This window comes from Mycobacterium ostraviense (assembly GCF_002705925.1).
GTDB lineage: Bacteria > Actinomycetota > Actinomycetes > Mycobacteriales > Mycobacteriaceae > Mycobacterium > Mycobacterium ostraviense.
The window spans coordinates 480,813-506,317 of sequence record NZ_NKRE01000001.1 but is presented as its reverse complement, the minus strand read 5'-3'; the positions used below and the strand labels follow the sequence as shown (position 1 = coordinate 506,317).

At 63.8% G+C, this 25,505-nt stretch carries 22 protein-coding genes and 1 pseudogene; 13 read left to right on the top strand and 10 right to left on the bottom strand.

All coding sequences use genetic code 11. The features are described from left to right. Positions 1 to 206: 206 nt before the first annotated feature. On the top strand, positions 207 to 1,472 hold the full coding sequence (locus CDN38_RS02100) for a bifunctional alpha/beta hydrolase/OsmC family protein (RefSeq protein ID WP_075362302.1): 1,266 nt from the start codon (positions 207 to 209) through the stop codon (positions 1,470 to 1,472). Positions 1,473 to 2,294: 822 nt separating this feature from the next. Here the strand turns inward: CDN38_RS02100 and CDN38_RS02095 are convergent. Together CDN38_RS02095 and CDN38_RS02090 are read right to left on the bottom strand one after the other, a co-directional pair. After that, complete coding sequence (locus CDN38_RS02095; RefSeq protein ID WP_023870429.1) at positions 2,295 to 2,528, bottom strand: zf-HC2 domain-containing protein; 234 nt, start codon at positions 2,526 to 2,528, stop codon at positions 2,295 to 2,297. Continuing rightward, on the bottom strand, positions 2,525 to 3,166 hold the full coding sequence (locus tag CDN38_RS02090; protein WP_031354461.1) for an RNA polymerase sigma factor: 642 nt from the start codon (positions 3,164 to 3,166) through the stop codon (positions 2,525 to 2,527). The genes CDN38_RS02095 and CDN38_RS02090 overlap by 4 nt, the downstream gene beginning before the upstream one ends. Before the next feature lie 559 nt (positions 3,167 to 3,725). On the opposite strand from CDN38_RS02090, the gene CDN38_RS02085 reads away from it, so the two are divergent. Then, the gene (locus tag CDN38_RS02085; protein ID WP_031354460.1) at positions 3,726 to 4,259 is read left to right on the top strand and encodes an HD domain-containing protein; all 534 of its coding nucleotides are present in this window, start codon (positions 3,726 to 3,728) and stop codon (positions 4,257 to 4,259) included. Between the two features lie 20 nt (positions 4,260 to 4,279). Here the strand turns inward: CDN38_RS02085 and CDN38_RS02080 are convergent, their stop codons facing one another. Then, positions 4,280 to 4,747, bottom strand: coding sequence for an NUDIX hydrolase (locus CDN38_RS02080; RefSeq protein ID WP_023870426.1), 468 nt, complete (start codon positions 4,745 to 4,747; stop codon positions 4,280 to 4,282). Positions 4,748 to 4,755: 8 nt separating this feature from the next. Further along, positions 4,756 to 5,556 (bottom strand): XRE family transcriptional regulator, encoded by an 801-nt coding sequence (locus CDN38_RS02075; protein WP_033720763.1) that lies wholly within the window; start codon positions 5,554 to 5,556, stop codon positions 4,756 to 4,758. A gap of 255 nt (positions 5,557 to 5,811) precedes the next feature. On the opposite strand from CDN38_RS02075, the gene CDN38_RS02070 reads away from it, so the two are divergent. The 4 genes from CDN38_RS02070 (at position 5,812) to CDN38_RS29190 (ending at position 9,360) form a co-directional block, all read left to right on the top strand. Beyond that, positions 5,812 to 6,156 (top strand): hypothetical protein, encoded by a 345-nt coding sequence (locus tag CDN38_RS02070; protein WP_023870424.1) that lies wholly within the window; start codon positions 5,812 to 5,814, stop codon positions 6,154 to 6,156. A gap of 94 nt (positions 6,157 to 6,250) precedes the next feature. Continuing rightward, positions 6,251 to 7,705 carry an FtsK/SpoIIIE domain-containing protein gene (locus CDN38_RS02065; protein WP_033720764.1) on the top strand — a complete coding sequence of 485 codons (1,455 nt, stop codon included), beginning with the start codon at positions 6,251 to 6,253 and terminating at the stop codon, positions 7,703 to 7,705. Beyond that, a complete protein-coding gene (locus tag CDN38_RS02060; RefSeq protein ID WP_074243904.1) occupies positions 7,662 to 9,203 on the top strand; it encodes a replication initiator in 1,542 nt (513 codons plus the stop codon). The genes CDN38_RS02065 and CDN38_RS02060 overlap by 44 nt, the downstream gene beginning before the upstream one ends. Next, positions 9,196 to 9,360, top strand: a complete 165-nt coding sequence (locus CDN38_RS29190) for a hypothetical protein (protein WP_023870421.1) — start codon at positions 9,196 to 9,198, stop codon at positions 9,358 to 9,360. The genes CDN38_RS02060 and CDN38_RS29190 overlap by 8 nt, the downstream gene beginning before the upstream one ends. A 393-nt stretch (positions 9,361 to 9,753) precedes the next feature. Here CDN38_RS29190 and CDN38_RS02055 read toward each other — a convergent pair whose 3' ends face one another. Continuing rightward, positions 9,754 to 10,116, bottom strand: a complete 363-nt coding sequence (locus tag CDN38_RS02055; RefSeq protein WP_023870420.1) for a hypothetical protein — start codon at positions 10,114 to 10,116, stop codon at positions 9,754 to 9,756. Between the two features lie 131 nt (positions 10,117 to 10,247). Here CDN38_RS02055 and CDN38_RS02050 point away from each other — a divergent pair, with 131 nt between their 5' ends. From CDN38_RS02050 to CDN38_RS02035, 4 genes are all read left to right on the top strand, one after another. After that, positions 10,248 to 10,451, top strand: a complete 204-nt coding sequence (locus tag CDN38_RS02050; protein WP_078336429.1) for a three-helix bundle dimerization domain-containing protein — start codon at positions 10,248 to 10,250, stop codon at positions 10,449 to 10,451. 145 nt (positions 10,452 to 10,596) lie between these two features. After that, positions 10,597 to 12,186, top strand: a complete 1,590-nt coding sequence (locus CDN38_RS02045; RefSeq protein ID WP_033720768.1) for an SIR2 family protein — start codon at positions 10,597 to 10,599, stop codon at positions 12,184 to 12,186. 147 nt (positions 12,187 to 12,333) lie between these two features. Continuing rightward, complete coding sequence (locus CDN38_RS02040) at positions 12,334 to 13,434, top strand: helix-turn-helix domain-containing protein (protein ID WP_023870417.1); 1,101 nt, start codon at positions 12,334 to 12,336, stop codon at positions 13,432 to 13,434. A gap of 19 nt (positions 13,435 to 13,453) precedes the next feature. After that, positions 13,454 to 13,948: a PIN domain-containing protein gene (locus tag CDN38_RS02035; protein ID WP_023870416.1), complete on the top strand. Its 495-nt coding sequence runs from the start codon at positions 13,454 to 13,456 to the stop codon at positions 13,946 to 13,948. A 238-nt stretch (positions 13,949 to 14,186) separates the two neighbouring features. Here the strand turns inward: CDN38_RS02035 and CDN38_RS02030 are convergent, their stop codons facing one another. From CDN38_RS02030 to CDN38_RS02015, 4 genes and pseudogenes are all read right to left on the bottom strand, one after another. Beyond that, on the bottom strand, positions 14,187 to 15,626 hold the full coding sequence (locus CDN38_RS02030; RefSeq protein ID WP_023870415.1) for a recombinase family protein: 1,440 nt from the start codon (positions 15,624 to 15,626) through the stop codon (positions 14,187 to 14,189). 21 nt (positions 15,627 to 15,647) lie between these two features. Beyond that, positions 15,648 to 16,658 (bottom strand): annotated as a pseudogene (locus CDN38_RS02025) (HNH endonuclease signature motif containing protein); the annotation flags it as partial. A 273-nt stretch (positions 16,659 to 16,931) separates the two neighbouring features. Next, a complete protein-coding gene (locus CDN38_RS02020; RefSeq protein ID WP_023373243.1) occupies positions 16,932 to 18,215 on the bottom strand; it encodes a PPE family protein in 1,284 nt (427 codons plus the stop codon). A 665-nt stretch (positions 18,216 to 18,880) separates the two neighbouring features. Beyond that, positions 18,881 to 19,810 (bottom strand): hypothetical protein, encoded by a 930-nt coding sequence (locus CDN38_RS02015; RefSeq protein WP_023373245.1) that lies wholly within the window; start codon positions 19,808 to 19,810, stop codon positions 18,881 to 18,883. A gap of 413 nt (positions 19,811 to 20,223) precedes the next feature. On the opposite strand from CDN38_RS02015, the gene gap reads away from it, so the two are divergent. The 3 genes from gap to tpiA are packed head-to-tail and all read left to right on the top strand — an operon-like array spanning position 20,224 to position 23,288. Continuing rightward, positions 20,224 to 21,243 carry a type I glyceraldehyde-3-phosphate dehydrogenase gene (gene gap / locus CDN38_RS02010; RefSeq protein WP_023373247.1) on the top strand — a complete coding sequence of 340 codons (1,020 nt, stop codon included), beginning with the start codon at positions 20,224 to 20,226 and terminating at the stop codon, positions 21,241 to 21,243. Positions 21,244 to 21,255: 12 nt separating this feature from the next. After that, positions 21,256 to 22,506, top strand: a complete 1,251-nt coding sequence (locus CDN38_RS02005) for a phosphoglycerate kinase (RefSeq protein WP_023373249.1) — start codon at positions 21,256 to 21,258, stop codon at positions 22,504 to 22,506. Then, positions 22,503 to 23,288 carry a triose-phosphate isomerase gene (gene tpiA, locus CDN38_RS02000; RefSeq protein WP_023373251.1) on the top strand — a complete coding sequence of 262 codons (786 nt, stop codon included), beginning with the start codon at positions 22,503 to 22,505 and terminating at the stop codon, positions 23,286 to 23,288. Before CDN38_RS02005 ends, tpiA begins: the two co-directional genes overlap by 4 nt. Before the next feature lie 26 nt (positions 23,289 to 23,314). On the opposite strand, the gene CDN38_RS01995 is transcribed toward tpiA, so the two are convergent. After that, positions 23,315 to 24,523, bottom strand: coding sequence for a PPE family protein (locus CDN38_RS01995; RefSeq protein ID WP_023373253.1), 1,209 nt, complete (start codon positions 24,521 to 24,523; stop codon positions 23,315 to 23,317). Positions 24,524 to 25,505 lie beyond the last annotated feature (982 nt).

Genomic DNA, 25,505 nt, shown 5'->3' with positions numbered 1-25,505 from the left:
TGCTATAGGGTTCAGCGTGGCGATGCTCGCGCTGGAGCACCCGTGTGTGCAGGGTCTGCTGGCAAGCCGATCCCGAGTGGAAGGACAAGTATTGCGTTCGTCGGGCTTACGACCCCGCCCACCGCGAACTGGACACCGCGGGCGGACTGACACATCCGGCCAGTTCTAGCGATGAGGAGGTCGTCCCGATGAGCAATTCAGAACGCGTGACGTTCGCTGGCAGTAGCGGTTCGCTGTCTGGGCGGCTGGAGACTCCAGAACAGCCGCCCACGACGTGGGCGGTATTCGCGCACTGCTTTACCTGTGGAAAAGACAACTCGGCTGCGGCGCGAATCTCTCGTGCCCTCACCGGCAGTGGTATCGGCGTCCTACGCTTCGACTTCACGGGGTTGGGGGACTCCGAGGGCGACTTCGCCGCGACAGGATTCAGTTCCAATGTCGATGACTTGGTGTGTGCAGCCGACTTCATGCGAGCGAGCCACGGTGCGCCAACGATGCTGATTGGGCACTCCCTCGGTGGGGCTGCGGTGCTTGCGGCGGCGTCGCGAATCAATGATGTCAATGCCATTGCCGTTATTGGTACACCGGCAGATCCCGGTCACGTAGCGGGCCTGCTGCGCCAGTCACGCGACGACATCGCGGCAGGTGAGGCGACTATATCTATCGCCGGTCGCGAGTTCCGTCTGCAGCGGCAGTTCCTCGACGACATCGCAGCACAGCCCCAGCGGGAACGTATCCGAGCGGCCGACGCTGCACTCCTAGTGTTGCACTCGCCGACCGACCAGGTGGTCTCAGTCGACAATGCCCGAGAGATCTTCGACATCGCGCGGCACCCTAAATCCTTTGTCGCACTTGACGGCGCTGATCATCTGCTCAGCTGCCGCGACGACGCCGAGTACGCCGCTACTGTGATAGCTGCCTGGGCTGGCCGTTACCTGAAGCACCATGCGAGCACAGCTCTGACTCGCAGCGGCCCTCCGCCTAGTGACGACGGTGTCGTACGGGTCGCAGAGCGGGGTGATGCGGGAAGTCTCACCCAGGACATCACGGTCGGCTCGCACCGCCTTGTTGCGGATGAACCTCGTCCGATCAGCGACGACATGGGCCCCACCCCGTACGACCTATTGCTCGCCGCGTTGGGAGCCTGTACGTCGATGACGATCAGGATGTACGCCGAACGCAAACGATGGCCACTGGAAAGCGTGGTTGTCGATGCCCGCCATTCCCGTGTCCACGCGCAGGACTGTGCCGAGCTCGACAAAACGAAAGGGTTCATCGATCGCATTGAACGCCACATTATGTTGCAGGGACCACTGAGCGCCATCCAACGCGACAGGCTCATGGAGATCGCCAGCAGGTGTCCAGTGCACCGCACTCTCCGCTCCGAAGTGGACATTCGCACCACCGGGCGACTCCGTGACAGTAATCATTCCCAGCTTTCACCAGCATCCTCGATCATCGGCGACCGCTGAGTCACCCACGAGCCCGAAGCGCGGATCATGGGCCGCGAACGCTTCATCGCATGAGCCCATTGCGTCCCGTTGGCGTCGTGCGGATTAATGTCCGGTACAGAAGTGGTGACAGGATAGTTTGCGCGAATGCGCATCCGACCGGGCACCGTGGTGCGCCGGAACCGCCCACAGGTAGCCCGAACCCCGCGGCGATGAGCTCGAAACGACTGCGTTGCTGTGCCGCAAAGTACGCCGATACTTTTCTCACGAACGCGATATCGCGTTCCTTCTCGGCGATCCCCGTACGGAACCGGGTGCCAACTCGGCACGCTCGATCGCGGTCAGCCACCATCCGGTGGAACCCTGTGCGCATCGGTGGCAGCGCCGTCCCGGAGCCTTTCGGCCGCCACCCATTTACGTAACAGGTGCTCGTGAACATTGAGCTCCCGGCCGATCTCGGCGACCGGCTGGGCCACCATCAATCGCCCGCCGAGCGGCCTGAGCCTTGAACTCCGCCGTGAACGACCGACGAGTCCTGGACATACCCACATCCTCCCAGCGGAACCCCGTGCCCCGCTATCTCGGGTGTCCACTGAAACCGGGGAGGCTCACCATACACCAATGCCGCTGACCAAGAGCGTAAGCATGCAAATAGTTGCGCACGAATAGGTTTGGTCAAGTTACTCGGGACGAAGCCCGCTGCGACCTTCGCAAGCCGATGCCCGAGTCAAATAGCGCCTACCAACAACTGTGGCGCCATCCCCGCACGATCGCGCGTGCTTGCCAGGCGCCGGGACTGCTTCATTTGGCCCGCAGGTGGCACTCTGTGGTTGTAAAAGGGCGTCACCGCCAATCCTTGAAAGCCTCAAGTAGTTGCGCGCGGAATTCCGGTGCCAACTCGCTTTCACGGATCCGGCCGACCGTGCTGATAGTGACCCGAAACTGCTGCAGGTAGTTATCGCATCCGTCGCATTCGAGCAGGTGCTCGTCGAAGCGCGCCCGCGTTTCGAGGTCGAGTGAGCCGTCCAGATAGGCAGTGACAATTTCGACGAGCTCGTTGCAATCGAGTGGGTTCACGACGCATCTTTCAGGTAATTTTCGAGAGCCTCTCGAATGACCGCACGGCCACGATGAAGCAATACCCGCTGGTTCGCAGCGCTGATCTCGAGTAGTGCACAGACCTCATCGGAATCGAGACCGAGCATGTCGCGCATCGTCACGACAATGCGCTGACGCTCAGGCAAGGTATCGAGATTGCGCTTGGCGACGTCGGTGAGTTCTCTGCTGAGAGCCGAGCCCTCAGGGGTGTCCGGGAAAGGAGTCGGTGTCTCCTCCGCCTTCCAGTGCCCGGGTAGCTCGTCGCCAGCAGCACGGAACCGCTCGGGGTCAACTGTGCCGCCGGTGAACGCTTTGATCTGAGTGTCGACGTGCCTGCGTTCCTTGAGCCCTCTAGTCTTGGCGATATTGACAAGAACCGTAAAAAGCCAAGTACGTAGGGACGACCGTCCCTCGAATCTGTCCAAGCCCTTGAGGAGCGCGATCCACGTCTCCTGCACGACGTCCTCGGCATGCTGCTCACTCGGCACGTAGCCACGTGCCACCCGCAGCATCGCCGGAGTGTGACGATCGACCAACCGAGCAAAAGCTCGATGGTCGCCGGCGCGAAGTGCAGCGACCAAAGCGCCCTCGTCTTCCGAAACCGTGGCTGCGGTCATGGTCACTCAGCGACTGTACCTACCGGTATAGCGATGGCGCTACCGACGGCTCAGCCATACCCGTCATACCTCTATTGACCGGGATTCCCAATCGGGTGCGAGCCGAATTGCCTACATTTCGGCAGGCCTGCGCTCTCGAACGATTTGGTGAAATACATGTACAGTTCGGCCGGACGATGCGCCGCGTGGTCTCGTCCTTGATAGCAGTAAGGAAAGTTATCACACCGCAGGTCAAGGCGGTCAGGCGGGCATCGGTCGCGCCTGCTGCGCGCGGCGTCTCGATGCGGCGGGGGCGAGGACAGTGAGGCTGGTCGTGCTGCCAGGGTGTGGTGGGCATTGAGATGCGGGCACTGGATGTCTGCGCGGGCTGGTGTTGGCGGCGGACGGAGGGCGAAGCGTAGGGAGCGGCGCGGACGGGAGCGCCAGCGGACGGGAGCAGAGCGAGCGTAGCGAAGCCCGCAGGTAGCCGCCGGATTTCTACGGGCTTCGGAGACGAATGCTGCAACGGCCATCAGCTATGGGCCTGCACAGTGGCGGTGGGACTCGTAGGCTGGCGGTTGTGAGCGGGGTTCTGACGCAGCGTGCACGGCGAGAGGCGGAGGCACGGCTGGCTGGGTTGCCGCGGTTGGCGCATGTGCGGGGTGTCGCGGCGGCTGCCGAGCGGTTGAGTCGACGTTTCGATGCGGACACAGCGGACTGCTTGGTGGCGGCGGCGTGGCTGCACGATATCGGCTACGCACCGTCGGTGCGCCAAACCGAGTTTCATCCTCTCGACGGCGCGAAGTTTGCCCGGTGGGCGGGTTTTGGGGAATTGGTCGCGTCGTTGGTGGCGTTTCACACCGGTGCGCTCGCGGAGGCTGCTGAGCGAGGCGTGTCGGGTTTATCGGCGTTCGGCGATCCACCCAGCGATGTTCTGGATGCGTTGACCTTTTGCGATCTCACGACCGGACCTGACGGGTTACCGATACCTCCGCAGGATCGCCTGAGCGACGTGTTAGCGCGCTACGGGCCCGAGGATCCGGTGCACCGGGCGGTCGACGCAGGTCGCGACGAGTTGCTGGCGACAGTAGGACGGGTACGCGCCTGGAAGTAGCCGCCCTTACTGCTCGCGGATCAGCCGAGGTAGGGAGCGTCGCGGTGTTGCAGGTAGTGGTCGATGCGCAGCCGCATCGATGGGTGCATGTCCAGGCCGGTCATGTCGTCGGGATGGGTCCAGGCGATTTCGGTGCTTTCATCGTCGATCGCCAGGGTTCCGCCGAGCACCTTGGTGGTGAAGGACAGCGAGAACTGTTGGCGGACTTCACCATCGGAGAACGCGACCACGTGCTGCGGGTTGGTGTAGACACCGACCAGTCCGGTGACTTCGACGTCAAGCCCGGTTTCTTCTTTGACCTCGCGTACCGCGGTATCGGCGATGGTTTCGCCGATGTCGTGTCCACCGCCGGGTAGCGCCCACAGGGTGTTGTCGCGGCGTTTGATGAGCAGGATGCGTCCCTGTTCGTCAGTGACGATGGCCGAAGCCGAGGGGACGACACTGTTGGGCTGCGGGGCGTTGGGGTCGTTGTAGTAGTCGGTGCGCATCGATGGGTTCAGCCTTTCGCGGTCAGGGGTGTGGCGTTGTCCCATACCTGGGTGAAGGCCTGTTCGAGGGTGGCCCAGAGGCGGGGTTCGTGGTGGCGCGATAGCACGAGGACGGGGTTGTTGCGTCCGGGTGAGCCGTAGATGTGGAAGTTGACGATCATCGCATCGTCGACGCGGAAGATCGACGTGTAGAGCGTGGTGTCGTGGGTGCGGATGTTCAGTCCTGGGGTGCCGGCGTGGGGGGTGAGCAGTTCGACGGAGGTGCGGCATCGGGCGATGACGGCTTCACCGATCCCCTCGTCTTGACCGCGCAGGATCGTGGTGGCGGTGTCGGGGTTACCAACGAGAAATCGCACTGCAACGCCGCGGGCGGCGGCGCCGAGGAGGGTGTCGAGGAATCCGTCGAGGGTGTCGAAGAGGAACGTGGCGGCCAGGACGAGGATGTCGATGCTGGTGGTGGCGTCGGCGAAATGCTGCTGCCATGCGGTGATCGGTAGCTGGGTGCGGCTGGCATACAGCGTCGCGGTGAACGGCCCACCCGATGACGTTGTCGCCAGTGGGTGCGCAGTGGAGGGCGGGTATTGGTTGGGCCACAGGTCGTACGGGGTGCAGTCGAGCACATCGGCGGCCCGGTGGGCGTTGTGTTCTCGGACCTTGTAGTCACTGTCGGCCAGCCAGCGTCGCACTGTCTTGATATCCACACCCACGGCAGTGGCGAACCGTGCGTGGGATAGGCCCTTGGCCCGTAGCCGCTGTGCGAGGCGCTCGTTGGGGATCGTCACGGCCTCAGCATCGTCGTGATCGTCCATCGTGTCAGCGCACATCTTCCCGTGTCGATTCTGTCCATCCTCTACGCGTGGTTCCTAGTTTGCCATGGGTCCGTCGCCACTCCGTGACGGTAATGCCCGTGCGACGTCCGCTGGTGTGTCTCGGTCGTGTCTGAAACGTCCGAGGCCGTGTCGGCAATGCCTGTAAATGTCCCTCGCTACGTCCCCGGTGTCCACGTGAACTGTGCCCAGCATTCGAAACGGGTGCAAGCAGATCATGAAAGGACCAGTAGGACAATGCGTTTGAGAATCGATACGTCAGGAACCCGGTTCATCGTCACCCGTGCGGCTGAGCCAAGGCTGAACTTCGAGACCGGCAGCCCGAAAGTCGACACCGCCACCGGGGTGCCGCTGTTTGCCACCCAGGTGCTGGCGTTGGATGACACCGGCGGTGAAGTCCTCAACGTCACCGTCGCAGGTGACCCGAAAGTGACAGTCACGCAACCAGTCTCAGTGTCGGGGTTGGTGGCCATCCCATGGGCACAAGGCGATCGCAGTGGTGTGGCGTTCCGAGCCGACGCGATCAGCCCCACCACCCCGAACGGTGCTGGGTCGAGTGAGCAGGCCCGTCCGCAGAAATAACCGCTGAGCGGGTTGGGGCGCGCGTTGAGCAGATCGTCGCGCCCCACCCCCGGGGAACTCCTGCCGACCATTTCGCTCACGAAGGGCACCTGACATGGCATTAAACAATAGGAACACCAACAACACTGAGCAGAATAATGATGATGACTGGTTCGGGGATCTGGTCATGTCTCTGTTCACCGCGGCCGGATATCTGCTGTGGTGGGCGGCGCTGTTCCCGGCCATCAGCCTCCCCATCATCGCCAGCCTCGCACTCGGCATCACCCATGGCCCGCGTGCGGGCCTAGTCTGCGCGCTCGCACCGAGCGTCGCGTATGCAGGCTGGGCGTGGCTCGATCGAGGCTCGTTTCGCGGCTGGGTGACCGAACCGGTACGCCGACGGTGGCTGACCTGGTCGCGCTACACCCGCAGCTGGGAATCGACATGCACCCTGCACGGCCTGGCCGCCCGCCTCGGCGAACGCACCCTCACACCCACACTGCGCTACGTGCGCATCGGCAGAACCACCGATGTGTTGGCGGTGCGGATCGTCACCGGCCAATCGACGGCCGACTGGCACAAGCAATCCGATGCGTTGGCCGCCGCGTGGCGCGCCGACCGGATCACCATCCGCGCGACCGCCCCCGGCGAACTGAAGATCACGTTGATGCGCGGGGATGTGCTCGCCGAACCCATTGGTCTGCCGATACCCACCGCGGTGACCCCGGTGGATCTGGGGGCCGTGCCGGTGGGGATCACCGAAACCCGCCACAGCTGGCAGCTACCGCTGCTCGGCCATCATGTGCTGATCGCGGGAGCCACCGGCGCCGGGAAAGGCTCGGTGTTGTGGTCGCTGATTGCCGGGATCGCCCCAGCGGTGAAAACCGGGCTGGTGCGGTTGTGTGTCATCGATCCCAAAGGCGGCATGGAACTGGGCGCCGGGGCACCGATGTTCACGGTGTTCACCCACGACGCCACCGACACCACCCTGGAACTCCTCCGCCAACTCGTGACGGTGATGCACGCACGGGCCAACCGGCTGCGTGGCCACACCCGGCTACACACCCCGACATCGGCTGAGCCGTTGTTTGTAGTGGTGATCGATGAGATCGCCGCGTTGACTGCGTATGTGACCGACCGCAAGGTCCGCACCGAAATTGAACAACTCCTCGGCCTGCTGCTCTCCCAAGGCCGCGCAGTGGGGATCAGTGTGGTGGCCGCGGTGCAAGACCCGGCCAAAGACACCCTGCCGGTGCGGCAGCTGTTCACCGTGCGGATCGGGTTGCGGCTGACCGAAGCCACCCAAACCACCATGGTCCTCGGGCAAGGAGCCCGTGACGCCGGGGCGGAATGCGACCGGATCCCCGACACCGCCCCGGGTGTCGGGTACATGCTGATCGACGGCACCGCTCAGCCGCAGCGGGTGCGGGCCTTCCACGTCACCGACCACGACATCACCACCCTCGCGCGCCGCTTCCGCCGCCCCACCAGCCGAGCAAGCAGCACCCGCCGGCCACGCGCCACCGATGCCGGCCACACTTCGGGTGAGGGCAACAGTGAACAGCGTTGATTACCTGGGCCAGCTCGCCCTGCCCGGGGTGCCGGACACGGTCGACACGGCGAAGGTGGTCGAGCAGATGGTGCGCCGAGCATCTTCGATGGGGTTCGAATCATGGTGGCGGCGAGCCGAATCAGTTGGATTCTGCGCCCACCCCATCCAACTCGTCGGTGCCGATGAATACAGGCGGGATCGGGTGGTGTGGACGCGGTGCAATAATCGCCGCGCCCACATCTGCCCCTCCTGCTCGGACCTCTACGCTCGCGACACCTGGCAACTCGTCCATGCCGGCGCCGCGGGCGGGCATCACGGCATGCCCATCACGGTGGCCGACCGGCCGCAAGTGTTCCTCACCCTTACCGCCCCCAGCTACGGGGCCGTTCATGCGGCCACACGCGGTGGCGACGGCAAGCGCGGCGTGTGTCGGGATCATCACCGCATCGGTGGCTATCGCCGCTGCCCTCATGGAAAACCGTTGTGGTGCAGCACCGTCCATGATCATGGCGAAGGCCGTGTCGGTCAGCCGCTCTGTAGCGAGTGCTACGACTACGTCGGGCATGTGCTGTTCACCTGGCACCTACCTGAACTGTGGCGCCGCTTCACCATCACCCTGCGACGCGCCCTACACAAAGAACTGAAAGCCACAGGTGTGGATCCGGACGGGGTGCGGGTCAGCTTCATCAAAATCATTGAACTGCAAGTCCGCGCCATCCCGCACATCCACGCCCTGATCCGCCTCGATCCGCACGAGAACGGTGACGACCCGGATCAGACCGATTGGGAATCACCCACCAGTGCAACCAAACTTGCCGCCATCATCGAGCACGCGGCCCGCACCGTGACGCTCGCCCTGACCGATCCCACCACCGACAGCGCCGTGCGGAGGATCAGGTTCGGTACGCAGATCGACACCCAACCCCTCACCGCATCCTCGGCTCCCGAGAAAACGGGTTCGGCTGAGCAGAATTCAGGTATCGCCGGGTCACTGTCAGGGAGGCGGGTGGCGCGCTATCTCGCCAAGTACGTCACCAAGTCCCTGGCCGACCTCGGAATCAGCGCACGACGCCTCTCCACCGAAGCGATCGGCGACCTGGACGTGTCCGAGCATGTGCGTGCCATCCTGACCACCATCAGCGCGCTCGCCGACAAAGGACTCAGCGGGATCAGACGGTGGCTGCACACTCTCGGGTTCCGCGGTCACATCACCTCCAAGTCCCGCCGCTACTCCACCACCATGACCGCCCTACGGCAACGGCGCGCCACCTGGACCCGCAAACAACAATCGAAGAGCACTGCACAACACCCTGATCAGAGACCGTATAGGGGTTCCAGCGGCGCTGTTGACGATGACGATCTGGTCGCGTGGGAATTCGACCGCGCGGGGCACGCGAGCCTCGGCGAACGCACACTGATCATCAGCGCCTCACTACGCCGCATCCAGCAGCGTCATACCGCGCGCGAGGCAAGACAGCCCCGCCGTGGCGCTCCTGTCGAGGTGCTCGATGGTTAGCCCACAACCCCACACCGCCAAGAATGTCCGAGACGAAAGATCGTACAGCCGTGAAGAGTTCACCGAATGGCTCACGGAATCGTGCGAACGCCAACAGGTATCGGTTGCCGTCACCAACCCCACCGTGCTGGCTGACATCGCGATGTTGCTGCGGTAAACCACGAGTAGTCGATCCCGCCGAGCATGACGAAGCGCCTATATGGCACTGTTCTTCTCCTGGATGCAAGAACTCCAAGCTGAGTTGTGACGGGTGATGTCAACGCCAGCGCCGCGTGCGGGCGAACCACGGTTCGAGCCTTGACATCACCCGTCACGACCCGCACCGTCGCCTGCGACCAGAGAAGACGAGGGGACGGTTGTTGTTGTCGTCGATGTAGTGCTTTATCGATGGTCTCGGTCCGGCGGCGACATCAGGAGTCGTCGGGGAGAGTGGAAACCGACGTCGATCTGTGACGCTGGGCGTCAGCTGTTCTCGCCGCGAATCTGAGGGCGGTATATCCCTGGGAGACGACCTGCCGGCCGCACTATTGAGGGCAGTAAGTGCTGCGGTTCAGCCTGCGATGACTCGGCGCACGTCGCTGCTCGTCGAGCTGTTTGGTGCCCGATTCCGGGCATTGTCACTGCGAGCGGCTTCGGTGATCGGCACCTCACCTTCCGTCCCGTCCGCCGCCGTAGTCGGCGCGTAGACGTCGACTTCGGGGAAGCGGTGGCGTAGCCGCGTGATGAGGAACTGGGCCCGGTCGATGTCGCGGCGAAGCTCGGCGGTGACCGAGCGCATCTCTTGTGCCCGTGCCGGGTGGTGCCCGCAGGCCCCTTCACGCTCGGCGACCGCCAGCCTCCGTGTCATGTCGCGAAGCTGCTCGTTGATGGCGGTGATCAGCAGCGCGGCCTGAGCGACATTCGGATCGGTCATGAGGATTATCGTGTCACTTCTGCGGTGACCTGGTGTGCCAGCGGACTACCTTCGCCGGCCGTCTGAGGTTCATAGTTCTGTTGGTTGACGGCGATCGGACTGGACATGGATCCTGGTGGCCGATGATCGAGATTGCCGAGCAGACGGTGTTGGCCGAGGTTGAGCGCAGACTGATCCAGGAGTTTCCCGGGGTCACGTTGGCGGATGTTGATGCTGCGGTCCGTAAGGCTCACGCTCGGTTTGATGCGAGTCCGATTCGAGATTTCGTTCCGCTGTTCGTCGAGAAGCACGCGCGCAGCCATCTTGCACAGCATCACATGGCAACCAGCGCCTAATTCCGCTTGGGTCGAGTCGCCCCCTGCCGTCAAGACCGGGGGCGGAGCCATGCGGACTCTGATCGCTTACACCTATTTAGCCCAGTTAACAGCAACGGCCGCGATACTCTGCCGGTTGACGTTGCCGTCAATCGGAAGGTGATCAGTGGCAGGGTTCGATGACAAGTTCCGCAGCGACCTTGCTGCGCATCTCGCGCGCTTCGCCGCTGCGCCGATCCTGTTCGCTGGGTCGGGGGTTTCGCGGCGATATCTCAACATGCCGGACTGGCAGTCACTGCTGGAAATGCTGGCAGGCATGACCGACCGTGAGTTCAGTTACTACAGGTCGACCGCCAGCGAAGACCTGCCGAAGATTGCCGAGCTACTCGTGGAGCCGCTCAAGGACAGGCTGTGGACTGCCAAGGAGAAGCCGCTGCGGAATAAGCACTCCGACAAGCTGATTCGACCCGACAGCGCGCTCAAGATCTATGTCGCCGAGGTTCTGAAGGACATAGGTTTAAAGAGTTCGATTCCCAGAGCGCTGAGGTCAGAGGTCGATGCACTGCGTAACGCCAAGGTCGACGCGATCATCACGACGAACTACGACCCGTTCCTTGAGACGGTCTTCCCCGACTATCGTGTGTTCGTCGGGCAGGATGAGCTTGTCTTCTCCGATCCGACTGGAATCGCCGAGATTTACAAGATCCACGGCAGTCTGGACGACCCGAACAGTTTAGTCATCACAGAGTCCGACTACGCAGTGTTTCGCGACCGCAACGCCTACCTCGCGGCGAAGCTCCTGACGTTCTTCGCCGAGCATCCGGTGATCTTCATCGGCTACAGCATGACCGACAGCAACGTCCAGTCGATCCTTGGAAGTCTTGCCAGTTGTCTCACCGACGAGCACATGTCGCGGTTGCAGGATCGGTTGCTGTTCGTGAACTGGCAGGAAGGTAGCCAGCATTCGATGGTGCCGACGGTTATTGGTGCCAATGCCCACAACGTGCCCGTTCGCGCGATCACCGTGCCCGACTTCCAGGCGATCTTCGATGTCCTAGCCGCTCTCGATCAGAAGATTCCGAGGCGGACCCTGCGCCAGATCAAGGAGAAACTGTACAAGCTCGTACTCGACAGTGAGGCTCAGGACAGGCTCCTGCACGTGACCGACCTCGACGCAGTTGTTGACGACGATGCAGAGTTCGTCGTCGGAGTGGGAGTTATTGCCGCGGTTCAGAAGCGTGGATACAAGATGGTCGCCCGCCAGGATCTCTGCCACGACGTGCTGCACGAGACAGCGGAATTCGATTCTGACTTCGTGGTGAAGATGACGCTGCCCGAGATGATGAGTCGTGCCGGCAATTTCCCGATGTACAAGTATCTGAGGGCGGCGGGGTATCTCGACACCAGCGGGCACATCAAGGACGACCAGGACATCTCACCAAAGTTGCTGAAACGCATTCAGGACACCAGCAACCTGCGGCCCAGCACCAGCATTATGCGCAAGGCGAAAACTCTTGCGCAGACACATAAGTCGCTCAAGGGGATGATCCAGTACTGCACGACCGATGAGGTGCTGGCACACTTCGGGGCGTTCGCGCACACCGCAATAGAGCCTCGGGTGCTCAAGAACTTCCTAATCGAATGTGAGAATGAATACACCGACGAGGACGGCAAAATGACCTCACAGTTCACGAAGGCGGTGTGCATCTACGACCTACTCAAGTACGGTCCCAAGGCGGACTGGACCGCTGCGTGAGTCCGATCTCGCCGGCTCCGGAGACCGTGACCATCTCCCATGGTTCTGCGGCAGTGGTGTCGTTGGGCTGGGAACTACAGCCGCGTAATTCCGCAGGTAGAGGGCCCGGTATCGACACTCCGACCTTCATGTGTGAAAATCGCACACATGGACCACGTAACGCTTGGACACCGTGTTGCCCGAGCGCGAGAAGACGCGGGCATCCCTCAGAGCAAACTCGCTGAGCTGGTCGACATGGAGCGCACGGCGCTGGTTCGTGCCGAGAAGGGCGAACGCAAACTCGCCATGACCGAGATGGTCGCCATCGCAGAGGCGCTGAGGCGTCCGCTCGCCTTCTTCGTCAACGAGCCGCTGCCAGCAGTGGTCAGCCGCCGGTCAGACAGCGCCCGACCCGATGAGACCTCGCGGGCCCTCGACGACGAGATCGAGTTGTTCGCCAGCGATACGCGGACGCTGCTCGACATGGGCCTGCTTCATCCCGTCAAGCGGGACCAGGAGGCACGTACCCCGCACACTCACCAGGATGCCGAGCAATTGGCGAGGCACGTCCGAGACCAGCTCGATATCGGCAATGAGCCCGTACACCACCTCGCGCACGTGTGCGAACGATTGGGGCTGTACACCTATGCGGCGTCGCTGGGCGAGAACGGACCTGACGGTGGGTGCGTTGAGGTCAGCCACGGCGTGGCGGTTGCCGTTGTCAACGGGCACGTTCGCTCTGGTCGACGGCGTATGACCCTCGCGCATGAACTCGGGCACTGGCTGTGTGGCGACGCCTATGACGGGTCACCAGGTGATGATCACGAGAAGATGATCATGTCATTCGCCATCCACTTCCTCGCTCCTCGTGCAGGAGTGGTAAAGGTCTGGAACGAACACAGCGAATGGAGCACCCGTGACCGTGCACTCGCTGTCGGAGCACAGTTTCGGCTGAGCTGGAAGGCGGCGGTCGGTCAGTTAAAGAACCTGGACCTCATTTCATATGAGGTGTTTCAGTCTCTACTGGACCATGAACCCCGCCACGGGGATTACGTTCGGCTGGAACTATCCTGGGACGACGAACCGAAATGCCCTTATCTTTCACCAGGGTTCGCCGCCGCATGTGTAGAGGGCTACACATCCGGTCGATTGACCGCCGCCAGGACAATCGAACTGCTTCGCGCAACGATGACCCGCGACGATCTTCCAGAGCGGGAAACGGAATCTCTCGCCAGCCTACGAACGCTGTTCGCGGTCGGTGGGGACTGACCCCGCCGCGCAATGGGTGATGGACACCAGCACATTCACCCATTTCTGCCGCGCCGGTCACAGCGGTGTCCTTGAGCGCTTGGCTCCTCAGGGCATCGTGCTGGTGCCGCGCGAGGTCGAAGTGGAGATCGACAAGGCAAGAAACCTCCATCCTGGTGTGCCTTCTGTGGATTCGGCAGCGTGGGCAGAGCGGATATTCATGAATGACGACGAACAATGGACAGCACTGCACGTCAAAGTGGTGCTTGGGGGCGGCACTGGTGAGCACATGGGCGAGTGCGCCGTCATCGCCTGTGCCAAACATCGTGGACTGGTTGCAGTTCTCGATGAACGCGCGGCAGTGGAACAAGCGAAACTGCGCCACATACCGTTCATCGATACGATGCGGCTGGTCGCGCAAGCTCACACCGAGATCTTCGACCGAGACCAAAACCAGACTATCGCTCTGATCGATGCCCTACTCGCCACAGATATGCGCCTGCCCGTGAGATCCGGCGCTGAGCTGTTCAGGTGACCCGGTTTCACACTGCCGGTCAGGTGTCACTCATGGCTGATCATGGCGCACCGGTCGCCAGGACTGATCTGCACAGTGCGCCCTCTGTGATCCGATGCTAAGTCGGCAGCGCCTGTCGCCGTTGACCAGGACGCCTGGCATGAACGACGAAATAGCAAGTCGGACACCAGCCGGATTGTCACACGGGTCCAATCTGGAACAGTTTGCGACAGTCGTGCCTGCGCGACAGAAGCGCGATCTACACACGCCAAACTGGCTGGACGCGGTTGATGTCGAGGCCGCGGGAGCCGGGGGTGCCGGGTGCGATGACGGCGTGGTCGAGTACTGATTTGATGATGGCTTGTTGGCGGTCGATGTCGAGGCCGTCCCATTGGCCGCGTAGCGCGTTGCCGGTGCCCACGAGGTCCACTATTGAGCTGGTGTCGGTGGCTTTTGCGATGTCGCGGCGGGTTTGGGTGATGCGGTTGGTGATGGGGTCGCGGGCAGCGATCCATTCCCGTGCGGTCACCGCGCCCTCGGCATAGAGTGCGGCGAGCTCGTCGAGGCGGGCCTGGTCGGCTTCTAGCTGCGCAGCGAGCGCGGCGACATCAGCGTCGACTCTGGCTTTCCCGTTCAGGGCGTCGGCGAGCTGCGGGGAGTCCAGTCGGGTCAGTACCGCGTCAGTCAACAGTTCTTCGACTGGTTGCGCGACCACGGTGAGTCGGCCGCAGCCGCCGTGGTCGGGGCCTTTGAGGCAGACGTAGCGGCGGACTCGGTTGGTTGGATTGTTGTGGCGGGCTTGGGAAAACAAGCGGTTCCCGCAGCGTCCGCAGCGCAGCATCCCAGACAGTAGGTAGGTGCGTGGGGCGCGGGTCTTGGTCACTGAGCGGGCAGTCATCCGGGCGAGGATGCGGTCCCGCTCGGCGGGGGTGATGATCGCCGGCCACGCCGCGGGACCGATCACCTCCCCGTGATGCTCGCGCAACCCGGCAATCCGTCCTGAGGCCAGGATGTGGCGGACGGTGGTGGTCTGCCACGACGTGGACGCGGGCGGGGCGATCCCGGTGTCGTTGAGCCAAATCGTCAACGATCGGATCGATGCCCCGGCCAGGTAGCGGTCCACCATCTCCCGAACGACTTTCGCTTCGTCGGGGCGGAGGGTGATTTTGTCGGGTTCGTAGCCGAACGGCCGCGCTGGGCCGTGCGGCAATCCTTGTTCGGCGTTCTGCAGCATTTTGCGGCGGATACGCGCGGATTTGCGGCCGGATTCTTTGGCGGCGAACGCGGCGAAAATCCGGGCCATGAACAACCCGTCATCGTTGCCGAGATCGATGTCGGCGGTCACGGTGGCGACATCGCGCACGCCCGCCACTTCACACAGGGTGACGAAGTCTTCCAACTCGACCGGGCGACGATGCAGACGGTCGAGGTTGTAGACGATCACCGCATCACGCGCACCGGATTTCAGGTCATCCAACATCCGGGCGTACTCGCGACGCGGCTTGCCCGAGTAGGCCGATACATCGTTGTCGACGTACTCATCGCCGACCTGCCAGCCCCGATCAGCGGCGAGCTTGCGGCAGTCCTCCAACTGACGTGCCACTCCCAGCCCGGTGCCCTCCACATCGGCGGAGATCCGGGCGTAGATCGCCGCCGACCGCACCCCGACGCGTTGACCGGGAGTTCTCGGTTTCGCCATGAGGGTAGTTTAGCGACATTTGAGCTTGGCCAGCTCGGTGGGGCCGCCGTCTTCCCAGTGGCGGAGGTGGTGGGCGTGCAGACCACGGGTGGCGCCACAGCCGGGAACCGCGCACGTGCGCTGGCGGTGCTCGAGCGCGCGGCGCAGCCGCCGGCTGATCAGGCGGGTGGTTCGGCCGGCGCCGATGAGCTGGCCGTTGCGTTGCAACCAGACTTCAGCGGTGGCATCACAGGTCAGGTATCGGCGTTCGGCCTCAGACAGCAGCGGGCCCAGATGCAGCGCCGCGGCGCGCTGTTCGACGTCGAGGTGTACCACCACGGTGGTGTGCTGTCCGTTGGGGGCGGCGGGTGGCCTCGGCGTCCCAGCCGGCCTCGACCAGGCGCAGAAACGCCTCAAGGGTGCCCGCCATCGGCGGCCGCTGATCTGCAGCGCCGTGGCCGGTGCCGTGGTCGTGTTTCCACTCGGCGATCAGCGCATCACGATGCGAGGCCAAGGCGGCGTCGAACTTCGCCGCGTCGGGGTGCGGCAGTGTGATCCGCCAACAGCTGAACTGCTCGTCGGAGGTCTTGGTGATCGAGGGCTGCGGTTGCGGCCGTAAATCGGGTTCGGGTCGCGGTTCGAGCTTGACCGCGGTGCGCAGCTGGTTGACCGTGGCCACCTGCGCCAGCTGCGCGTAGTGCTCATCGGATCCTTGGCCGGCCCGGGCGGCGATGACGCCGATTTGATCCAGCGACAGCCGGCCCTCCCGCATCCCCGCCGCGCAGCGTGGGAACTCCTGCAGCCGCCCGGCGATGGTGGTGATCGTGTGGGCGTTGGCCGGCGAGCAGCCCAGCTTCCAGGCCACCAACGCCGCCACCGACCGCGCCCCGGTGATCCCGCACAACTCGTCGCGATCGATCTCGGCCACGATGTCCACGATGCGCCCATCAATGGCGTTGCGCTGACCGGTCAACTCCGCCAGCTCCTCGACAACACCTCAAGACGCCCGGCAGGACTGACCACCACCGCATCCGCAGGTGCACTCGACGACATGACCTCATCATCGCAGCCACCACCGACAACTCCGGGCCGCCCGCTCCCCACGCCGCAAACAACAGCTCAACTCGCTGCAACCACCGCGAAATCCCGATTCGTAAGCCAAGACATCCCAGAGCCGGCACATCCGGTTTCGGCCGGCCCAGAGACAGCCCGACGGTGTGTAATTTCAGCCAACGGCTACTCAGTGGCCGCCGGTCGATTCGCGCAGCGACAAACTGCATATCGCGGGGCGCATTTCGAGCTTTGCCAGCTGATTCACCCCAAATATCACAGGGTCTCCGTTGGGCCGCCGACCACGCTGGGCTGCCAATTGGTCGGCAGCATCGGTACCCGTGCACCGGCGCCAAGCTCACCGCCGCAGACCGTTGTCAATCCGCCGGCCGGTACGGCCGCCGCGCCGGACGTGGTCCCGGCAAACCCCAGCACCCCAGCGCCTTGATCAGCAGCTACCACCGACGCCGGTACCGCGGGCGCCGCCGCAGAGGCGATTAGTGCTTGTGGCTGAACCGCTGATGCACCCGCCAACGGCCCTAACGCACCAACGGCGACGTCGGCCACGGGCATAGCAGTCATCCCGCCGAGGTTCACGCCGGCAGAAGCCGCCGCTGCACCGGTGGCCGACAACGCCACTGCGTCCGCCAACGGACTCGCCATAGCCCCAACAGCGCCAAAACCCGCGCCACCCCCAAGAATCCATTCGATCACCGCATCGACAACCAACAAAGGATCGATCACGAATTGCCACGCCGGCATCACGACGAAGTGATACCAGAGAAAGCCGTAATACCACAGCATGAAAAATCCGGCGGCAAAGTGCAGGGTCAAGAAGTCCAAAAGGGCCTCGAGCGGGATCCTAAGTCCGATCGTGGGCAGCATGAGGATGCCGATAACCATTTCGAGAACATTGATATACTCGGCCAAAATCAGGTTGAGTAACTCAATCAATAATTCTTCGATGGGCGTCTCGGTGACGGCCTGGGCGATACTGGCAGCGAACTCGGTGTTGGCGCCGGGGTTGATGATGATCGGTGCCGGGGCGGTGTGTGGGGCGGCGGCCAGCGTGGCAGTAGCAACCGCGTCGTACACACCCATGGTGGTGGCGGCTTGGATCCACATCCGTACGTAGTCGGCTTCGGTGAGTGCGATGGGGATGGTATTGATACCGAAGAAGTTCGTGGCCACCAGCACCGCGTGGGTGGCATGGTTAGCCGCCAACTCGCTCAACGTCGGCATCGCCGCCACCGCGCAGACGTAGGCTGTTGCCAAATTCTGCTGGGCCGCAGCGATTTCCGCGCTGGCGGCGCTGGTGGCTGCCAACCACGCCAGATAGGGGGCGTAGGCCGCCACGCAGAATTCTGCGCTGGGCCCGTCCCAGGTGCCGGCTTGGACCCCGGCCAGTATGACGGTCAGTTCTTCGGCCACCGACGCGTACTCGGAGCTCAATGACGTCCAGGCTTGTGCCCCGGCCAGCAACGAGTCCGGTCCTGGTCCCGCGTTGAGTAGTGCCGAATGCACCTCCGGTGGCGCGGCCATCCATATCGGCGCCGTCATTGTGGGCTGCCTGCGCGCGCATTTGGTACATCGAGGCAACCGGTGAATCTCACAGCGGCATGCGGCAAGACCTGATCGCCCGTTGCGGACGGCGCCATGCCATCCATTGGTGTCGCGGCGACATGCACGGTACTCCGGCCAATAGTCAACATGCGCGCAGCCGGGTCGGGGGTCGTCAGCCCGGCCAGAAACATTCGTTGCGTCAACGCTTTCCTTCGGTTTATTCGCATTGCGCCGCCCTGCCACGCTGCCATTTCGCGGTGCATCCCTTGGATTGGAACGAGGTTCCATTAGAACCAATGCCGCGCTATGCCGACAACATCTGGCTAATTGATTGTCATGTTCAGGCCATTAACGCAAATTATGAACCGCAATTGTCCTGGTTGCCGGAGCATCTCTGCGGTGATGCCGGGTTACGACGGTGTTGTCCGCGTGGCGGGCAAGCACGTCGCCGGGTCGGCTGGACGTGGCCGGTAGGCGCTAGGTCTAATCGAATTGCTCAGGTGCGCTTGAACTTCCACGCTTGACGGCATCCTCACCCGCCCAGCGTCCGGCCTGGGCCAAGACCGCCGACGAGATACGGCCACCAGCGGCAGCTACTGCATTCGCTGGTGGTACCCGGCGGGTCGGCGCAAAGCCGAAGAGTAGACCGACAGAGCCGAAACTCAGCCCGCGCCCGCACCCGAAGGACCCGGCGCAACGGGCTGACCGGGTACGGGCCCACCGGCCGGTGCGGGACCAGTCGGCGCACCCTTGCCGGTCCCCGACATGTCGATGATTGGAGCCCCAGCCAGTGCCGGCGCGTCCAGCGGAGCACCGGCTGCCGCAGGCCCGAGCGCGATCAACGGAACACCGGCCGGCATCGGCGCGACGACGGGGGCGCCGGCGGGCACCGGGACAGCGGCCGGTACCGGGACCGCAGCGGGCACCGGCACGGCGGCGGGCACTGGAACCGCGGCCGGTACCGGCACGGCGGCGGGCACCGGCGCGGCGGCGGGCACTGGAACGGCGGCCGGTACCGGGACCGCAGCGGGCAACGGCACCGGGGCGACGGCGGGTACCGGGGCTACTGCCGGCACCGGGGCCGCGGCGGGCACTGGGGCTACTGCCGGTACCGGGGCCGCGGCGGGCACTGGGGCTACTGCCGGTACCGGGGCAACGGCCGGCCCAAGGTCAATCAGCGGAGCACCAGCTGGCAGCACCGGAACGGGCCCGGGCACGACCATCGGAACACCAGACATATCGGTGAGCGCGGCGCTAGCCGCACATACCTCGCTGGTGGCTGCTGGTCCGCCGGCTGCGGTGGGTGTGCCCCCGGCTGCTGCTCCGCCGCCGGCTGCCGGTGTGCCCCCGGCTGCTGCTCCGCCGGCGGCTGGTCCGCCCGGGGCGCAGCAAGCACCGGATGCGGCAGCTGCACCGGCTGCGGCCGCTCCACCGGCCGCCGGCGCCCCAGCCTCGCCCGCCATTCCTTGGACGCACCCGTAGCCGCCGGTCTTCAGCGGGGCGGCAGCTACATCCGGGCTCAACGCTATGGCGGCCCCGCACAAGCCAGCGCAGGCAACCACTTTCAAGTTGAACCGATCGAAGACCGTCATCACGCCGACTCCTCTTTATTGGCACCCAGCATTTCCGCAATCAAAACCTGCAGCAGCACCGCCTAGCCCTACTGCACTCGTGTCTAGCCGACCGGCACAATTTTCGGCAGCCGACGTGAAACACGAGGCGCGCCGCACCGCGCCGTTTCCAAATGGTGACGTTCGCCATCACTTTTCCTTGCAAAGAAGGGCGGCGGGGCAGCGGTGCGCCTTCGGGCAGGCCCATCGGTGCTCTCACCCACCTCTGTCGCAACCCGCGCTCGACCCGCGTCCGGCTTTTGGCCGCCGCAGAGGTCCAGCACTCTTACCGGCGGGGCGTCGGTGCCTGTCACTGATCTAGGCTGACGGCAAGGCGCTCGTTAGCGGACTCATAAGCGGACTCATAAGTGGACAGGGAAAGACAGGAGAGGCAAGTGACGGTCCGGGTAGGCATCAACGGCTTTGGTCGAATCGGCCGCAACTTTTACCGGGCCTTATTGGCTCAACAGGAGCGGGGCACCGCTGATATGGAGGTGGTGGCCGTCAACGACATCACCGACAACCACACACTGGCTCACCTGCTGAAATTCGACTCGATCCTGGGCCGGCTGCCCCACGACGTCAGCCTCGAGGGTGAGGACACGATCGTGGTCGGTAGTACCAAGATCAAGGCGCTGGCCGTCCGGGAAGGACCGGCCGCATTGCCGTGGGGTGACCTCGGCGTCGACGTGGTCGTCGAATCCACCGGCCTGTTCACCAACGCCGCCAAAGCCAAGGGCCATCTCGACGCCGGCGCCAAAAAGGTCGTCATCTCGGCCCCCGCGACCGACCCGGACCTCACCATCGTGTTGGGCGTCAACGACGACAAGTACGACGGCAGCCAGAACATCATCTCCAACGCCTCGTGCACCACGAACTGCCTCGCGCCACTGGCCAAGGTGCTGCACGACGAGTTCGGCATCGTCAGAGGCCTGATGACCACCATCCACGCCTACACCCAGGACCAAAACCTCCAGGATGGTCCGCACAAAGACCTGCGCCGCGCCCGCGCCGCCGCGCTGAACATCGTCCCCACCTCGACCGGCGCGGCCAAGGCTATCGGCCTGGTGATGCCCGAGCTCAAGGGCAAACTCGACGGCTACGCGCTGCGGGTCCCGATTCCCACCGGTTCGGTCACCGACCTGACCGCCGACCTGGCCAAGTCTGCCACTGCCGAAGAGATCAACGCGGCATTCAAAGCCGCTGCCGAGGGCAGGCTCAAGGGCATTCTGAAGTATTACGACGCACCGATCGTCTCGACCGACATCGTCACCGACCCGCACAGCTCGATCTTCGACTCCGGGTTGACCAAGGTGATCGAAGGCCAGGCCAAGGTCGTGTCGTGGTACGACAACGAGTGGGGTTACTCCAACCGCCTTATCGACCTGGTCGCCCTGGTCGGCAAGTCCCTGTAAACTCACGCAGCCGTGACTATCCATTCCCTCGAAGACCTTCTCGCCGAAGGTGTTTCGGGTCGCGGCGTATTGGTGCGCTCCGATCTGAATGTTCCGCTCGATGAGGACGGCGTGATCACCGACCCTGGGCGCATCACCGCGTCGGTGCCGACGCTGCAGGCGTTGCTCGATGCCGGCGCCAAGGTGGTGGTCACCGCGCACCTGGGTCGCCCCAAGGCCGGCCCCGACCCGAAGCTGTCGCTGGCGCCGGTGGCCGCGGCCCTGGGTGAGCAGCTGGGCCGGCACGTTCAGCTGGCCGGTGATGTCGTCGGCGCCGACGCGCTGGCCCGCGCCGAAGGACTGACCGCGGGCGACATCCTGCTGCTGGAAAACGTCCGCTTCGACAAGCGCGAGACCGCCAAGGACGACGGTGAGCGGCTCGCCCTCGCTCGACAGCTTGCCGAATTGGTATCTCCGGGGGGCGCTTTCGTCTCCGATGGGTTCGGCGTGGTGCACCGCAAACAGGCCTCGGTGTACGACGTGGCAACGTTGCTGCCGCACTATGCCGGCGAACTGGTCGCCGAGGAGATCCGGGTACTCGAGCAGTTGACCGGCTCCTCCGAGCGACCCTACGCGGTGGTGCTGGGCGGATCGAAGGTGTCGGACAAACTCGGTGTGATCGAGTCGCTGGCCACCAAGGCTGACAGCATCGTTATCGGCGGCGGAATGTGTTTCACTTTCCTCGCCGCACAAGGCTATTCGGTTGGCACGTCGCTGCTGGAAGGCGAGATGGTCGACACCTGCCGCAGGCTGCTCGACACCTACCACGACGTGCTGCGGCTGCCCGTCGACATCGTGGTGACCGAGAAGTTCGCCGCCGACTCCCCGCCCCAAACCGTCGCCGCCGACGCTATCCCGCACGACCTGATGGGCCTGGACATCGGCCCGGGATCGGTCAAACGGTTCGCCACGCTGCTGTCCAACGCCAAGACCATTTTCTGGAACGGGCCGATGGGCGTGTTCGAATTCCCCGGTTATGCGGCGGGCACCCGAGGCGTCGCCGAGGCGATTGCCGCCGCGACCGGTAGAGGAGCTTTCAGCGTGGTCGGCGGCGGCGACTCGGCGGCCGCGGTGCGCGCGCTCGGCATCGCCGAAGGCGACTTTTCGCACATATCCACCGGCGGCGGCGCGTCGCTGGAATACCTTGAGGGCAAAGCACTTCCCGGCATCGAGGTGCTTGGTGAGGCCCAGCCCGATCGAGACAAGAGAGGCGGACAGTCGTGAGCCGCAAGCCGTTGATCGCCGGCAACTGGAAGATGAACCTCAATCACTTCGAGGCGATCGCGCTGGTGCAAAAGGTCGCATTCGCGTTGCCGGACAAGTATTACGACAAGGTTGACGTCACGGTGATCCCGCCGTTCACCGACCTGCGCAGCGTGCAGACGCTGGTCGACGGCGACAAGCTGCGGTTGACCTATGGTGCCCAGGACTTGTCACAACACGACTCCGGCGCCTACACCGGTGACATCAGCGGGGCGTTCCTGGCGAAATTGGGCTGCAGCTACGTCATCGTCGGACACTCCGAACGGCGCACCTACCACAACGAGGACGATGCCCTGGTGGCCGCCAAGGCCGCCGCCGCGCTCAAGCACGAGCTCACGCCGATCGTCTGTATCGGCGAACACCTCGACGTGCGGGAAGCGGGAAACCATGTGGCATACAACGTCGAACAGCTACGCGGTTCGCTGGCCGGGCTGTCGGCCGAGCAGATCGGGTCAATCGTCATCGCCTATGAGCCGGTCTGGGCGATCGGCACCGGGCGGGTGGCCAGCGCCGCCGACGCCCAAGAGGTCTGCGCGGCGATCCGAAAGGAGTTGGCGTCGCTGGCATCAGCGAAGCTCGCCGAGACGGTGCGGGTGCTCTACGGCGGCTCGATGAACGCGAAGAACGTCGCCGACCTGGTCGCCCAGGACGACATCGACGGCGGGCTGGTCGGGGGCGCGTCGCTGGACGGGGAGCAGTTCGCGACGCTGGCGGCCATCGCCGCCGGGGGACCGCTTCCGTAGCCACCGCACGGCAAGCGGCGCTCGCGCTACCCTCCGGATAGGGGGCGCGTCATCACCCGAGGTGTCAAACCGTACCGTGGCACCACCCCGCCGCGTCGCGTCCCCGCGGGCGCTATACCCGGCATCCCCGGCATCCCGGCCCCTCCGGCGTCGCCGGCTGGCAACGTCGTCAGGGGCGTACCTTGAAACGTCTTCACCGTGGTGACTGCCGGTGCGGTCCAGGTGGGCGGCACTGACATTGGCCCGATCGAACCGGCGCCACGGAAAGCCGCGGTCACCTCCCCAATTCCCGGTCCGCCCTTAGCCACCGCATCGGCTACGTTTTTGACCGAATTGACCAGTGGGGCAAGCTCACTGGGGACAACCTCGGCTGCCGGTGCCGCGAGGCTGGGCAGGATGCCCAGATTCTTCTCGGCCCCGATGATCCCGGTGCCCAGCGAGCTGATGTTGTTGATCGAGCTGACGGTTGCGTACCAAGCCATGACGCCGTCGAGGAACGTGAAGTCGTCCGCGACTATGGACGGGAAAGGAATGGCGTTGATGAGTTCACCCGCCTCGAGAAAGAACGGCGTCAGCTCGGGTGCGAACGGCAGGAGGGCCATCCCGATCTGTTCCAAGAGATTCCCCAGCCAGTTACCGCCGTCGGCGGCGGCGCCGGCGGTGGCTTGAGCCACCGCGGCGGCCTGGCCGGGTAGACCGGCGGGGTTCGTGGCCTGCTGCGGAGAAGCAAATGGCGTCAGCTTCGTCGCGGCCGCCGAAGTGACGGAATAATCCTGCATCACGCTGCTATTGGTGACCCACATCTCTGCGTAGGCCAGCTCAAGGGCGGCGATCGCCGAAGTGTTCTGACCGAAGAAATTCGTCGCTATCAGCAAGAGCAGCTGCTCGCGATTGGCGAAGACGATCGACGGGGGAACCGTCATGGCAAACGCCTCATCGAATGCACTGGCCGCGGTCGCGGCCTGCCGGGCGGTTTGCCCTGTCTGGATGGCAGTCGCCTCCAGCCACTCCGCGTAAGAGGTGGCTGCTGCCGCCATCGCCGCGGACGAAGGGCCTACCCAATGCCAGGCGATGAGGTCCGAGACCACCGATCGGTACGTCTGGGCGCTGGCGTGTAATTCAGCAGACAACTGCTGCCAGCCCTCCGCCGCGGCTTGCAGCGAGCCTGATCCCGGACCGCTGTACATCCTGGTCGAGATGACCTCTGGCGGTAGGAACGCAAAATCGGTGAACATGTGCTACCTCCTTGGCTGGTCGAGGCGACAAAGGCGACGCGGTTCGGCGCATGCGAACCGGGGCCCGGCCTGATGAAGCCCGGGCTACGGTGTCCGGTGCTGGTGGGTGATTTTGTTCGAACTACGGCGTCAGCCGGTTAATGCATTCGGGGGGCGGCTCTCGACAAAGCCGATCGGCATTCGTTGTGCCGAAGTCGCGCGGTGGGAAAGGTGCCTAGCTTTTGTGGACCACGAACGTCGCGGTCAGCATTGAGGTCCCGCCTCGGGCCGCGCCGGCGAATATCGGATACAACGACCCCGCCGAAATATCAGCAGCCCATTAACCACTATGGAACCTTTATCAATCAGCCACGACACTATTAGCCAACCTTTCTGGTGCAGCTCTTCACCGACGCAGGCCAAGATCACGTTCGCGCCGACTCGGAGGCCGGCCATATCTTTGGCGGAACCAATGAATCCCAAGAAATGTAGCTATCGTCAACAATAACTATGTTGGTGATTTAAATTCGGGCGCGAATTCCCGTTGACGAGCCGCTTTTGGTAATCACCTACTCTGTCGAGGCGGTGATTACTGCCGGTGCGCTGCACAAATTCTTGACATCAGGGTGCGATGTGCGGATTGAAAACATGGATGTAGAGATTGTGTACACCAGACCCGGGATGACAGGCCGGGCGCGGGAACTGACACTGCATTCGATTTATTCCCGCTTCGCGACGCCCGGCGCAGCATGGCCCCCGACATCATCGGGAGCAATTTGTGTCTCGGGGAGATTGCAGCGGCACATAATGCATTGAAGGCCCGTTATCGAAATCCTAAGCGGCGGATTCTCTATCGTGCTTTCCATTTCGATTGTGACGATGCGTTGTCGGATAGGCCAGCGTGACGGTCGATCCCGCAACAGATCCGTTGACGGCTCCGGTGACGGCGGGGTGGCTGCATACTTGCTGAGGCAAGAATGGCAAGAATGGCAAGAATCATCAA

Excerpts from the sequence above, each read along its gene's own strand:
- CDN38_RS02090 (WP_031354461.1), bottom strand. The coding sequence starts at position 3,166 with ATGACCGCAGCCACGGTTTCGGAAGACGAGGGCGCTTTGGTCGCTGCA.
- CDN38_RS02080 (WP_023870426.1), bottom strand. The coding sequence starts at position 4,747 with ATGCGCACCGACTACTACAACGACCCCAACGCCCCGCAGCCCAACAGT.
- CDN38_RS02075 (WP_033720763.1), bottom strand. The coding sequence starts at position 5,556 with ATGGACGATCACGACGATGCTGAGGCCGTGACGATCCCCAACGAGCGC.
- CDN38_RS02070 (WP_023870424.1), top strand. The coding sequence starts at position 5,812 with ATGCGTTTGAGAATCGATACGTCAGGAACCCGGTTCATCGTCACCCGT.
- CDN38_RS02065 (WP_033720764.1), top strand. The coding sequence starts at position 6,251 with ATGGCATTAAACAATAGGAACACCAACAACACTGAGCAGAATAATGAT.
- CDN38_RS02060 (WP_074243904.1), top strand. The coding sequence starts at position 7,662 with ATGCCGGCCACACTTCGGGTGAGGGCAACAGTGAACAGCGTTGATTAC.
- CDN38_RS29190 (WP_023870421.1), top strand. The coding sequence starts at position 9,196 with ATGGTTAGCCCACAACCCCACACCGCCAAGAATGTCCGAGACGAAAGA.
- CDN38_RS02055 (WP_023870420.1), bottom strand. The coding sequence starts at position 10,116 with ATGACCGATCCGAATGTCGCTCAGGCCGCGCTGCTGATCACCGCCATC.
- CDN38_RS02040 (WP_023870417.1), top strand. The coding sequence starts at position 12,334 with ATGGACCACGTAACGCTTGGACACCGTGTTGCCCGAGCGCGAGAAGAC.
- CDN38_RS02035 (WP_023870416.1), top strand. The coding sequence starts at position 13,454 with ATGGACACCAGCACATTCACCCATTTCTGCCGCGCCGGTCACAGCGGT.
- CDN38_RS02030 (WP_023870415.1), bottom strand. The coding sequence starts at position 15,626 with ATGGCGAAACCGAGAACTCCCGGTCAACGCGTCGGGGTGCGGTCGGCG.
- CDN38_RS02020 (WP_023373243.1), bottom strand. The coding sequence starts at position 18,215 with ATGACGGCGCCGATATGGATGGCCGCGCCACCGGAGGTGCATTCGGCA.
- CDN38_RS02015 (WP_023373245.1), bottom strand. The coding sequence starts at position 19,810 with ATGACGGTCTTCGATCGGTTCAACTTGAAAGTGGTTGCCTGCGCTGGC.
- CDN38_RS01995 (WP_023373253.1), bottom strand. The coding sequence starts at position 24,523 with ATGTTCACCGATTTTGCGTTCCTACCGCCAGAGGTCATCTCGACCAGG.